Source organism: Sutcliffiella horikoshii (assembly GCF_008180725.1).
Classification (GTDB): Bacteria; Bacillota; Bacilli; order Bacillales; family Bacillaceae_I; genus Sutcliffiella_A; species Sutcliffiella_A horikoshii_B.
Window position 1 is genome coordinate 82,026 of sequence record NZ_VTEV01000002.1, and the last position, 12,691, is coordinate 94,716.

Sequence of the window (12,691 nt, forward strand, 5' to 3'; positions counted from 1 at the left end):
AATGTCGTCAAAACAGAAGAATACATACACAGATTTACAACAGCCTACTAAGAGTAACTGGAGTGTCCTGCTGGGAGCGGCTTTCTTGATGGGGGCTTCTGCCATCGGACCCGGATTTTTGACGCAGACGGCTGTCTTTACAGAACAGCTATTAGCAAGCTTTGGTTTTGTTATATTAATGTCGATCATTCTAGACATCGGGGTACAGGTAAATGTGTGGAGGATTATTGCTGTATCTAAAAAAAGAGGCCAGGATATAGCGAACATGGTCTTGCCTGGTCTTGGGTATTTCCTCGCTTTCGCGGTTGCATTGGGCGGGCTTGCATTTAACGTCGGGAATATCGGTGGTGCTGGGCTTGGAATGAACGTGCTTTTCGGCATTGATGTGCGAATTGGGGCTGCCATCACGGCTGCTATTGCCATAGGGATATTCCTATCCAAAGAGGCAGGGGTGGCAATGGACAAAATTGCTCGTTACTTGGGATTGATGATGGTGTTGCTCACCCTTTATGTGGCATTCCAAAGTAATCCGCCTGTTGGAGAGGCAGTTTACCGTACGTTTGCACCAGAAACGATTGATGTGTTTGCCATTATCACACTGGTTGGAGGTACAGTGGGTGGCTATATTACGTTCGCTGGTGGCCATCGACTGTTGGATGCAGGGATCAGTGGAAAAGAAAACCTTCACCAAGTGACGAAGAGTTCGGTATCCGGAATTGTTATCGCTTCTATCATGCGTATTTTCTTATTCCTTGCTGTGCTTGGTGTGGTGGCAACGGGATTCAAGCTAGATCCGAACAATCCGCCGGCATCCGTGTTCATGGAAGCTGCGGGCATGGTTGGTTATAAAATGTTTGGTCTTGTTCTTTGGGCTGCAGGAATCACCTCTGTTGTCGGGGCAGCTTATACGTCGGTTTCCTTCTTACGAACATTATCCAAAAAAGTTGATCAGAATAACTCGAAGGTTATTATAGGATTCATCATTGTTTCTACCATTATATTTGCTTTTATCGGCGAGCCGGTTCTGTTGTTGATACTAGCTGGTGCGTTTAACGGCCTTATTTTACCTGTTGCACTTGGGACGTTATTGATTGCTGCATATAAAAAAGAAATTGTGGGCGACTATAAGCATCCGCTATGGTTAACTATTTTCGGTGCCATTGTGTTTATCGCAACCGCGTATCTTGCGGCAATTACGTTGATTAACCAGGTTCCAAAGTTATTTTCCTAAACAAAACTTGAGGGGGAAAACAAGTTGAAAATTAATTTTCACCCATTAGGGGATACAGGTATACAGGTTCTATTTGGGTCCGACATATCTGAGGAAACCAATCAGCAGATCAGGATGTTTGCGGATTACCTTAAGAAATACAAAGTAGAGGGTATTACAGAGTTGGTTCCGGCATATACGACCCTAACTGTTTTTTATCGTCCTGATAAAATCAGCTACTCGGATTTGTGCAACACGCTGAAGAATATTAAGAAAGGATTGCAGAAGGAAGAAGTTCCATCGAGCGCCACCGTCTATGAAATTCCTGTCCTTTATGGCGGAGATGTGGGGCCTGATTTGTCAGAAGTGGCGAGCTACAACGATATGACAGAGGACGAGGTGGTTTCCATCCACTCGAATCAACCCTACCTTATTTACATGATGGGTTTTGTCCCCGGTTTCCCTTACCTAGGTGGCATGCCACAGGAGATAGCTACGCCAAGACGCGAGAATCCGCGAGCGAAAATTGAGACAGGCTCTGTTGGGATTGCTGGAGAACAAACAGGGGTGTATCCATTAGAAACTCCAGGCGGCTGGCAGATTATCGGCAGGACTCCTGTAAAGCTTTATAATCCAGAGAAGGAGGAACCAATCCTTCTTTCTGCCGGTGCTTATATCCGTTTCGTTCCTGTTGGTCAAAAAGAATATGATGAGATAGAAGAAGCCGTTTCACGTGGAGAATACAAGGTGAAAAGTTATGCAAAAGGGGGAGCACATGATGAAGACCGTTGATTTAAACAGTGATTTAGGGGAAAGCTTTGGTGCTTATACGATTGGAAATGACGAGGAAGTACTTCAGTATATTTCTACTGCTAATATCGCTTGCGGTTTTCATGCTGGAGATTATAACGTTTTGATGAAAACGGTCCAGACCGCTGCGGACCTTGGAGTCTCTATCGGAGCTCACCCAGGTTTCCCTGATCTCGCCGGCTTCGGCCGAAGGGATATGCACATGAGCAAAAAGGAAATCTTTAACCTTGTCGTTTATCAGATAGGTGCAATTAAAGCGGCTGCGACGGTAGCTGGTACGTATGTGCATCATGTAAAACCACACGGAGCTTTATATAACCTCGCGTCTAAAGATGAAGTGGTAGCTACAGCAATAGCGGAAGCGGTTCATGCGGTAGATTCTAAATTAATTTTATTCGGCCTGGCTGGTAGTGAACTTGTTCGGGCAGGGGAAAAAGTAGGGATAAAAGTGGCGCAAGAAGTTTTCGCCGACAGGACATATCAACCTGATGGCACACTTACTCCAAGGTCTCATGCTAATGCGATGATTCATGATGCAGACCTTGCTGTGGAAAGGGTTCTCAGAATGGTTACAGAAGGCAAAGTGACGGCGGTTAATGGAGAAGAAATATTCATTCAAGCAGATACCATCTGTGTGCACGGAGACGAACCGGAAGCGTTGGAGTTTGTGCGAAAACTAAGAGCGAAACTTGAGGAAAACCAAGTGGCGATTCAAGCTTTTGGGGCGGTGGATCAACCATGAGCAGTCCGCTTTTTCAAGTAATGAAACCCGGCCTTCTTACGACTCTCCAGGATTTGGGCCGGAAAGGCTATCAGGAGTTTGGGATGGTAGTTGCCGGTGCAATGGATAATTATGCTCTTCAAGTAGGGAACCTTTTAGTTGGAAACGAAAAAGGAGAAGCTGCTCTGGAGGTCACCATCATGGGTCCGGAATTAAAGGCACTCGAGGACGTAGTGGTTGCCATTTGCGGTGGAAACCTATCCCCGAAAGTTAATGGCAAGCAAGCACCTATGTGGAAGTGTTTCAAAGTAAAAAAAGGGGAGCTTATCGAGTTTGGAAGACCTGTGGAAGGAGCCCGCGCCTATATTTGTGTAGAAGGTGGGTTTGACGTGCCAATCGTTATGGGAAGTAAGTCGACATACTTGAAAGCGCAAATCGGTGGATTCCAAGGCAGGGCATTGGAGAAAGATGATGTATTATACGGGGAACCTTCGCATGAGGCAACAACAGGTCGGTCCATCCGTCCTGACCAAATCCCGTCTTATGAAAGTGAGATGGAAATCAGAGTGTGCCTTGGACCGCATCTTGATGCCTTTCATAAAACTTCTGTGGAAACGTTTTTGTCAGCGACTTACGAAGTTACTCCACAATCCGATCGCATGGGGTACAGATTGAAAGGACCAAAAATTCAGCATAAAATTTCTGCAGATATAATTTCAGAAGCAATTCCTCTAGGGGGAATTCAGGTTCCTGCAGATGGACGTCCGATTCTTTTAATGGCAGACCGTCAGACGACTGGGGGTTATACAAGGATTGCCACGGTCATTTCCTATGATATTCCACTTTTAGCTCAAGCTCAGCCAGGAACCACCATCCGATTCAGGGAAGTTTCGGTGGAAGAAGCACAAGCATTGTACTTGAAGAGAGCGAAACTTTTTAGTGTGTTAGAGAAAGTGACATGAAGGATATGAATTTTCACTAGAAAAAAGCCTGCCTCCAATCGAATGGAGGCAGGCTTTGTCTTTATGACTGCTTAGTTTGCTTCTCCCACAGCTTTCCCGGCACCTTTTCCAGTATTCCCGCGCTTCCAGAAAATCTGCAGCGCAAGCATAATACCAAAAGCAATGAATCCGAAGATGTCTGTATTGGCTTCAGGGTAGATCAACAACAAACCAGTAGAAACTGTAAGAATTCGCTCAATCCAGTGAAGTTTTCTATACCAGAATCCGATAAGCCCGGCTCCGATCGAGATCATTCCAATGATGGACGTTACCAGAATCCAAGATACCTCTGGAATTGTTGTATCAATCATCAATAGCTGCGGCTGGAACACAAACATATATGGAATGATGAACGCAGCGATGGCAAGTTTAGATGCATTAATACCTGTACGGATCGGCTCCCCTTTGGATATTCCCGTAGCAGCAAACGCGGCTAAGGCAACCGGTGGAGTAATATCTGCAACAATACCAAAGTAGAACACAAACATATGCGCTGCAAGAACCGGTATTGCAACTTCCAATTGATCGTTAAGCGCTAAAATGGCAGGAAGTGCAATTGTAGACGTAATGATATAGTTTGCAGTCGTTGGTGACCCCATTCCCAAGATGATAGATGCAATCATCGTGAAGAATAGAGTCAGTAATAATAGCAACGTTGGTGTGGACGTAATGGCAGCAGCCATACTTACAAGACTGTTTCCAAGCTTAAGTCCAAGACCAGTTTTCGTTACAACCCCAACAATTATACCAGCACATGCCGTTGCAGCAGCGACACCAAGAGCGGTGCGTGCCCCGCTTGTTAGAGCAAGCATAAATTTAGCTGGTGTGATTCTCGTATCTTTTCTAAATAAGCTTACAATAATTGTACTTAAAATACCTAATAAAGCCGTTCTCTCAATACTGAAACCTTGGAACAACAGTACAACAATGACGATGATCGGCAGTAAGAGATGAATCTTTTTTAATACTTCCATTTTCTTTGGTATTTCTTCCTTCGGCAATCCGAGTAACCCTTGTTTTTTTGCTTCTAAATGGGTCATGATCCAAATACCGGAGAAGTAAAGGATTGCAGGAATAGTTGCGGCTTTTGCTATCTCCCAATAAGGGACGCCTGCAAATTCGATCATCAAGAAGGCTGCTGCACCCATTATTGGCGGCATTATTTGTCCACCAGTGGATGACGCTGCTTCTACCGCTCCAGCAAAGTTACGGTGATAGCCAAGTCGTTTCATCAAAGGAATCGTATAAGACCCAGTTGTAACGGTGTTAGCAACTGAACTTCCGGAAATGGTACCTTGTAAAGCACTAGAGAAAATAGCAACTTTTGCAGGTCCACCAGTACGTCTGCCTGCTAATGAAATCGCCAAATCATTGAAATAGTTCCCGACACCAGTTTGAACCAAGAATGCACCAAATAATAAGAATAAGAAAATATAGGTGGATGATACCTGTAGTGGTGTACCAAGGATCCCATCTGTTGTAAAGAACATAGATTGAATAAATTGTTCAAGACTAAGTCCCTTATGAATTAGCATTCCCGGCATGTAAGGACCGAAAAGGGCGTAGACCATAAACACAACGGCAATAATCGTAATCGGAAGTCCAATAGCACGCCTTGTTGCTTCGATAACTAAGAGAATCGCCAAGCCACCAATTACAGCTTGTGCGGATGTAATGCTTCCAATCTGTTGCACTAACGTGTCATAGTAAACAGGCCAATATCCGCATACAACAACAGTCAATCCTACTAAAATGTAATCATACCAGGCTATTTTCGTTTTATTTCCACCTTTTCTGGCTGGAAATAGCAAGAATATCAAGGTCAAAGCAAAACCTAAGTGAATAGTACGTTGAAGGTATGCTGTAAGTTGACCAAATATTCCTGTGTATAGTTGAAAAAGGGAAAAGGCAATCAACATAAAGAAGACAACTTTTGCTGCGTAACCGGAGAGATTTCTTGTTTGGGCATCCGGATCGTATTTTTCTAGCAATTTTTCTTGTTCTTCAGCCGTTAATTCCTGTCGGTCGTTTTTATCACTCATGTATTTTCATTCCTTTCATATACTGCCATAATGTCAACTCTTTAACTCTTACATTATACCAGTCTCCTGGAGTAAAGTATTCGTTAAACCATACCATCTTTTCTCCATTCTCGCCCCAGGCAAGGCGGTTCTTGGAAACGGTTTTTCCGTTTCGGACATTCATGGAGGAGAATACGTTGTTTAAATCTTTTATATGATATTTTCCATTTTCATATACAAACTCTTCTCCCTCTTCCGCATTCGATGGCATGCCTATCCCGAATTCTTCGTAAATGATTTCTGTTTGCACGATGTAGTGATCATCTCGCACTCTATACTTTTCCACCACATCTGTTAAATGGATGGAGTGTGTAAAGATAATTTGAAATGTGTCCTCTTCATCAATGGGAAGGAATGCATGTATTTGTTCGGTGTTTTGTACATGGAAAACTAGCGCGGTTTGAAATGGAAGCAAAAAAAGCCCCAATAAAAGTAATACGGTTGTAGAGGATAATATAATGGCAATCACTTTCTTTTTCATGGTAACCCACCTAGCTATTAAAAGCTTAGAAATAAAAAAAGAAGGACCGACAGCATAATGAAAATTAAGTGTCGGCCAATTTGGTCCAGTTTAGTATTCCTTAAACATCGCTGTTGATTTGCGCATCGGGCTTTGCTTTCCAAGGGGCGCTTGGGAAGCCTCCTCGGCTTTGCCTGCGGGGTCTTCTCTAAGCGCTACCTCCCATTAGAGTCTTCGCCCTATGCTCCAAACAACAGCTAGGAACCTCTAACATTTAAATTATCAGTCTAATAGACCTTCTTCTTTAAAGTACTTTTCAGCACCAGGGTGGAAGTCGATACCGATTCCGTCTGTTGCTGTTTCAAGTGTGATGAATTCACCCTTAGCGTGGGAGATTGCATCTGTATTTTCATAGATTGCTTTTGTGATTTTGTATACTAGATCTTCAGAAAGATCTTTGGATACTGCTAACATAGCAAGAACCGCTACTGTGTTTACTTCATTTTCCATGCCGTATGTTCCAGCTGGAATTGTATTTGCAGCATAGTAAGGATATTTTTCTACCAACTCATCTACTTTTTCTTGTGCAATTGGCACAATGCTTACAGGGTTTGTAGCGGATAAACCGTCAACCGCACCTGTAGGAGTACCAGAAGTGATGAAAGCTGCATCGATGTTACCATCTTGAATTCCACCAGTTGACTCACCAAAGTCTAAGTTTTGAGCATCGATATCATCCATTGTCATGCCATGGATTTCAAGGATTTGCTCAGCATTCACATAAGTACCAGAACCAGGAGCACCAACAGAAACCTTTTTGCCTTTTAAATCTTCTACACTAGAGATCCCAGAATCAGCAAGTGTAACAATTTGAACCGTTTCTGGATAAAGAGATCCGATTGCTAAAACATTGTCAACCGCTTTCCCTTCAAATGCATTCGTACCTTCTACTGCGTTAGCCATAACATCTGTTTGTACGAAAGCGATCTCTGCTTCACCCTCAGAAAGAGCGATAACATTATCTGCAGAAGCATTGGAAGAAACAGCGTCTGTTTGGATTCCAGTTTCATCTTTAATTACTTTTGCCATTGCGCCACCAAGTGGATAGTATGTACCACTCGTTCCACCTGTCAGCATACTCATTAATTTCGGATCTTCGCTGCCGCCTTCTCCACTAGAACCATTGTCTTCGCCGCCACATGCAGCTAAAAATAAAGATAGTACTAGAACCATAGATAAGACTAGAAAACTATTCTTTTTCATCGAACTCCCCCTAAAAAATTAATTTAACAACTCTATTTTACAGATATTACAGCCATTTTTCAAACATTAACCCAGTATTTAGGTGATTTACTGTTATAATCACCTATTTTTAATGTTTCGTGTGCTACTACACTTGTACTCTATCATGGTAAAATTGTGTACATACGGATTAGCGAGGAGCGTTCATTTATGAAATTAACTAATTTCCTTTTTACAGGTAGGTTGGCAAAAAAATTAGAGAGATTACTGGATGCTGAGAATAGGTTGAAAGGGAGAAATCTTCGTTTTTTATCGGAGGAAGATGTAACGGCGGAAGACTTAGATTGGGCGGATGCTTATGTGGCATTTCATCCGGTGGCGAACTTTCATTTTGGGAATTTAAAGTGGATTCACTCCCTAGGTGCCGGTGTTGATCGTTACATGGCACTTGGCGAAAGATGGCCAGAAGAAGTCCTATTAACTAGAACAATTACATCATTTGGGAAGAAAATTGGCGAGTACACGCTTAGTTATATGTTAAAGGACCTGCAACATCATGATACGTTTCATGATCAGCAGGTGCGTGGGGAATGGAAGATGATTGCCCCGCGTGCCTTGGACCAGATGAAAGTCGTCGTTTTTGGAACAGGAGAGATCGGCCAGGAGTTGGCTAGAATTCTAGCGTTTTTTGGTGTGCACGTAGAAGGTGTATCCCGCAGTGGGGCGGACAAAGATCATTTTTGCAGGGTGATGTCATTGGAGGAAGTTAGTTTAGAGAAGGCAGACTTTATCATAAATACACTGCCGTTGACGATGGAAACGGAGCGATTGTTTGATGAACGCTTTTTTGGTCAGCTGAACCAAGCGGTGTTTGTTAATGTGGGAAGGGGAGGGACTGTGAATCATGACGCTTTGTTGAAAGCATTGGATAGCGGTTGTCTTAAAGCCGCGGTCCTGGATGTTTTTGAGGAAGAGCCATTACCTGTTGGCAGTCCGTTATGGAGCCACCCAGGTGTGACGGTCACCCCTCATATTTCCGCAATCACGACGCCTGAAGAAGGGGTGGCATGTTTTTTGGAAACGTTGGAGGCATTGGAGAGCGGGCGTGAGTTGCGGAATAGGGTGGATGTTAGTAGGGGGTATTGAGAATAGTTATGATATGAATAATTTATTGTTAAAGGGCTTCTGGACGCCTCAAGTGCTTTTGCAATAAGGTGTTTGGTAAAATAGAAGGCTTCTATACGCCCGAAGGAACGAGGAAACAAGGTAAACGGTAAAATAGAAGGCTTCTATACGCCCGAAGGAACGAGGAAACAGGGTAAACGGTAAAATAGAAGGCTTCTATACGTTCGAAGGAACGAGGAAGCAGGGTAAACGGTAAAATAGAAGGCTTCTATACGTTCGAAGGAACGAGGAAGCAGGGTAAACGGTAAAATAGAAGGCTTCTATACGCCCGAAGGAACGAGGAAACAGGGTAAACGGTAAAATAGAAGGCTTCTATACGTTCGAAGGAACGAGGAAGCAGGGTAAACGGTAAAATAGAAGGCTCCTATACGCCCGAAGGATTAAGGAAACAAGGTAAACGGTAAAATAGAAGGCTTCTATACGCCCGAAGGATTAAGGAAACAGGGTAAACGGTAAAATAGAAGGCTTCTATACGCCCGAAGGAACGAGGAAACAGGGTAAACGGTAAAATAGAAGGCTTCTATACGCCCGAAGGAACGAGGAAACAGGGTAAACGGTAAAATAGAAGGCTTCTATACGCCCGAAGGATTAAGGAAACAAGGTATACGGTAAAATAGAAGGCTTCTATACGACCGAAGGATTAAGGAAACAGGGTAAACGGTAAAATAGAAAGCTTCTAAAAACCCGAAGCCCGGGGTAATCAGGAAATTCAGTTAATAGAACTCACTCTAAACGCCCCACCCCCCATAGAATCAGTCATTAAGTCTAATAGAGCTCACTCCTTCTGATAGTAAACTCATAATTTATGTTTCATTTTCCAAATAATGTGCTATTTAATAACTAGTACTTTTCGTCCGGTAGAATGTAAATCTACTTACTCCCATCAATAAAACCCCATTTTTATAAATCAGTATAAATTACCCATCTGAAGCAACGTAAAAATAAACAGTTTTCATCATTTTGGCATTTTTCTTCCATGTTATAGTAAAAGGTATTGAGAAATAATCAAAATCCAATCAGCCTCCTCCATAGAGGCTCACTATAAAATAAATACAATGCTTATGAGGTGATGAACTTGTCTATCGCATATTACAATACACTGCTTAGGGAAAAGCAGCAGCATCTTCAGCGTCTTCAAGACTGTGAAGGTCAACTGAGGGGCAAACAACAGGAGTTTGCTAGTTTTAGAGCTTCTGTTACTCGTCCCGAACTTTCCTCGTTCACTTGGCAGGGGACTCTTGCCAACCGATTTGAAGACATCAGGACAAACGGAATGCTTCATTATTATTCAGAAATGGAGCAAACCCAATTCAGTGCAATCTTCTCCGGTATCGATAATAAAATTCAACAACTTCACCAAGAGATCCGCTCACTAAAACAGACCATTGCTTCATTAGAGTTGCAGCTTGCAGAAGAACGAGCTGTCAATCGTTACAATTAACCCAATGGAGGTCTCCAAATGAGTACAGAGATTAAAATAAAGAAAAGTGAGATAGAGCAGGCCCTAGCAAAAATGAAATCCTCCTCAGAAGCTCTTACATCCTCATTCCCCTCATCAATTGGAAACGGCAACCGTTTAGATGTCGTCAATAAGTTAAATGAAATAAACCGCACATTAGAACAACTGACAGAAAACTATAAGGCACTCTTGCTGCATAACGAAGAAATGACTAGACAGTCTGTAGAGCAAATGGTGGAAAAAGATCAACGGCTTTCCTCCAATATGCAGCTTAGGTAGCGGGAAGGGGTGTCATATTGAAAACTCTCGAAATATCAACATTACAGTCTGGTGTGGAACAATTACTTGCAAAGTTGTCTCAACATAGAGAGCAAGTATCTCAGTTAGAATCTGCGGTCCAAAATTTCTCCTCTCTAAACGAATCATTTAAAGGGCAAGCCGGACAATCGATACGCGGATTTTATCAGGATAGCCATCAGCCTTTTCTTCAATTTTTAAAAGAAGTGATAGGAATGTATGAGTCCACTTTAAATGGTCTGAAAAATGAATTAAATGGTGTGGAATCGGCCTCAAACGGCGTCATTAAAGAAGATTTCCTGCAGCATGATATGGAGCAGGGATTGAACCAAGCAAGAGACTTTGTAATGGACCTGACAGACGAAACCAATCAAAAGGTGCAAAGCATATCAGATATTGTATCCTTGCCGAGAATCCAAGATGCTTCTTTCCAAGGACAGGTACAAGCAGCAAGACAACATGTCGACAAAACGATAGAAAAATTGCACCGATTTGATCAAGTTCAGACGAGTGCACTTGAACCGGTAGAGCAGAACCTTCAGTTTATGAACCAGTACGTCCAGCAAGTGCAAGGACTTTTTACTAGCGGAAGTGTCTCCATCGGCAACTATAATCGGAACTTCTGCTATGCTCCCGAGTATCTTCAAAATGGTGGAAGCAGAGATCCTTACTATGGATTTTCAACAGATCCCCGCGTTGTCGCAAACGGGGTGGATGCATCAGATACGGGAAGGGATGTGCCGTTTGAGTGGGACATGACGCCGACGCTTGGATTGAATTTTGATCAGTGGAGAGAGCAACCGATCAATGCGGCGACCAATTTTGGGGTGGTTACTGCAACAGCTTACGGGGCTTCTAAGCGAGTTAATCTTGCCAGACAAGGGTTTGGCGTACAGTTAACCAGCTATACAACCGCCCAAGGCGTGACCAAACCGCATATTAAGGTAAGTGAGCCTCATCTAGATGGGATTAATAAAAAAAATTATAGAGGTACAAATGCAACTACTCATCCTAAACTGTGGAAGATGGTTAACCCTGCCGCAAGTGTAAAAGAAGCCTTTAAATGGACCAGTAATCGATTAGGTTATATTGGAGTAGGGGCAACCGTAACAGGAGACATTGTCCATGGGGTACAGAACAACCAATCTGCAAGTGAGATTGCTGGGAATGTAACGGGTGATGTAGTGGTCGCAGGTACTTCCATTGCAGCTTCTGCGGCATTTGGTGCAAAAGCAGGAGCTGTGGCAGGAGCTGCTCTGGGAGGACCCGTCGGTGTAGTTGTAGGTGCAGCTGTAGGTGCTGTGGCAGGTATTGTTGTTACTAGTTTGCTGAGTGACTTGAAATTTATGGACGTAGATAACGATAGAAAGAAAGATTCCGTTGGAGATGCAATTAAAAAGGGAACGACTGGTATTATAAATAAAGTTGGTTCTTGGTTTGGAAAATAGAGGGGAAAATCTAACGGTATCGTTTTGAGGTGAGCTTATTGAAAAAACATCAAAGAGAAAACAAAATTGCATTATCCTATTTAAACCTGCAAACCCCACAAGAAAACAGAGGGAACATCTTGGTCTTTTTCATCGTAACACTAGATTTAATCGGCCTGTTACCACTACTTGCGTATCCATATGCATGGGAATATTTTATTGCAGCAATCATTCCTGTAGCTATCATTCACCTTTGGGCAATTTTATATATTATTGACCCATATAGATTTGAAAACTCTTATTATTTGTTTTTCGGGATTTATGGATTTATCAATACTTACGTCTATTTTCTAGCAACACAAAAACTGATGTATGCTCATTTAAATATCAATTCCCCCATACCACTAATAGTAGGAGCAATACTTTATGGAGGATTACTTATTATCTTTAACTTTTTGAATGTGAAGGCTCTGTATTCAGGTTTTTATGCAAAAATGCAACAAAATGGAACGAGCGTAAATGTTTCTCCTATCCTTGCAGCTTGCGGGATGGGGTACTTTTTGGCCCAATTAATTATGTCCGTCGTCTATTCAGACTCTTTTACGGTAATATTATTAGTTTCCTTAATATCTTTACTTTCGATTGTGACAGCATTCTTTTCCACATTCGTACATAAATATTTTTACATTAAAAGAAATTTTGACTTGGTGAAAAAGGTGTATCCGGACTTCGGACTCCCCAAAAATCAGCGAAAAACGTTTCAAAAGAAGAAGAAAAAATAACCAAGGGGGAATGGCT

General features: G+C 42.5%; 12 protein-coding genes. 9 read left to right on the forward strand and 3 right to left on the reverse strand.

The annotated features are described in order from the left end of the window. Position 1 precedes the first annotated feature (1 nt). The 4 genes from FZC76_RS04370 to FZC76_RS04385 are packed head-to-tail and all read left to right on the forward strand — an operon-like array spanning position 2 to position 3,703. A complete protein-coding gene (locus FZC76_RS04370) occupies positions 2–1,231 on the forward strand; it encodes an NRAMP family divalent metal transporter (protein WP_148987058.1) in 1,230 nt (409 codons plus the stop codon). Positions 1,232–1,255: 24 nt separating this feature from the next. Beyond that, positions 1,256–2,002, forward strand: coding sequence for a 5-oxoprolinase subunit PxpB (pxpB, locus tag FZC76_RS04375; protein WP_148987059.1), 747 nt, complete (start codon positions 1,256–1,258; stop codon positions 2,000–2,002). Beyond that, complete coding sequence (locus FZC76_RS04380) at positions 1,989–2,762, forward strand: LamB/YcsF family protein (RefSeq protein WP_148987494.1); 774 nt, start codon at positions 1,989–1,991, stop codon at positions 2,760–2,762. The genes pxpB and FZC76_RS04380 overlap by 14 nt, the downstream gene beginning before the upstream one ends. Continuing rightward, positions 2,759–3,703 carry a 5-oxoprolinase subunit C family protein gene (locus tag FZC76_RS04385; RefSeq protein WP_148987060.1) on the forward strand — a complete coding sequence of 315 codons (945 nt, stop codon included), beginning with the start codon at positions 2,759–2,761 and terminating at the stop codon, positions 3,701–3,703. The genes FZC76_RS04380 and FZC76_RS04385 overlap by 4 nt, the downstream gene beginning before the upstream one ends. Before the next feature lie 71 nt (positions 3,704–3,774). On the opposite strand, the gene FZC76_RS04390 is transcribed toward FZC76_RS04385, so the two are convergent. From FZC76_RS04390 to FZC76_RS04400, 3 genes are all read right to left on the reverse strand, one after another. Further along, positions 3,775–5,784, reverse strand: coding sequence for a TRAP transporter permease (locus FZC76_RS04390; protein ID WP_148987061.1), 2,010 nt, complete (start codon positions 5,782–5,784; stop codon positions 3,775–3,777). Beyond that, complete coding sequence (locus tag FZC76_RS04395; protein ID WP_148987062.1) at positions 5,777–6,304, reverse strand: DUF1850 domain-containing protein; 528 nt, start codon at positions 6,302–6,304, stop codon at positions 5,777–5,779. The genes FZC76_RS04390 and FZC76_RS04395 overlap by 8 nt, the downstream gene beginning before the upstream one ends. 261 nt (positions 6,305–6,565) lie before the next feature. Then, a complete protein-coding gene (locus FZC76_RS04400) occupies positions 6,566–7,546 on the reverse strand; it encodes a TAXI family TRAP transporter solute-binding subunit (protein ID WP_148987063.1) in 981 nt (326 codons plus the stop codon). 189 nt (positions 7,547–7,735) lie between these two features. On the opposite strand from FZC76_RS04400, the gene FZC76_RS04405 reads away from it, so the two are divergent. The 5 genes from FZC76_RS04405 (at position 7,736) to FZC76_RS04425 (ending at position 12,675) form a co-directional block, all read left to right on the forward strand. Next, a complete protein-coding gene (locus FZC76_RS04405) occupies positions 7,736–8,671 on the forward strand; it encodes a D-2-hydroxyacid dehydrogenase (protein WP_148987064.1) in 936 nt (311 codons plus the stop codon). A 1,108-nt stretch (positions 8,672–9,779) separates the two neighbouring features. Continuing rightward, entirely contained in the window at positions 9,780–10,151 is a 372-nt protein-coding gene (locus tag FZC76_RS04410; RefSeq protein WP_262372400.1) for a YwqH-like family protein, read from the forward strand. A gap of 18 nt (positions 10,152–10,169) precedes the next feature. Beyond that, positions 10,170–10,448 (forward strand): YwqI/YxiC family protein, encoded by a 279-nt coding sequence (locus FZC76_RS04415; RefSeq protein WP_148987066.1) that lies wholly within the window; start codon positions 10,170–10,172, stop codon positions 10,446–10,448. A 17-nt stretch (positions 10,449–10,465) separates the two neighbouring features. After that, a complete protein-coding gene (locus FZC76_RS04420; protein ID WP_148987067.1) occupies positions 10,466–11,914 on the forward strand; it encodes a ribonuclease YeeF family protein in 1,449 nt (482 codons plus the stop codon). Positions 11,915–11,952: 38 nt separating this feature from the next. Further along, complete coding sequence (locus FZC76_RS04425; RefSeq protein WP_148987068.1) at positions 11,953–12,675, forward strand: hypothetical protein; 723 nt, start codon at positions 11,953–11,955, stop codon at positions 12,673–12,675. Positions 12,676–12,691: the final 16 nt, after the last annotated feature.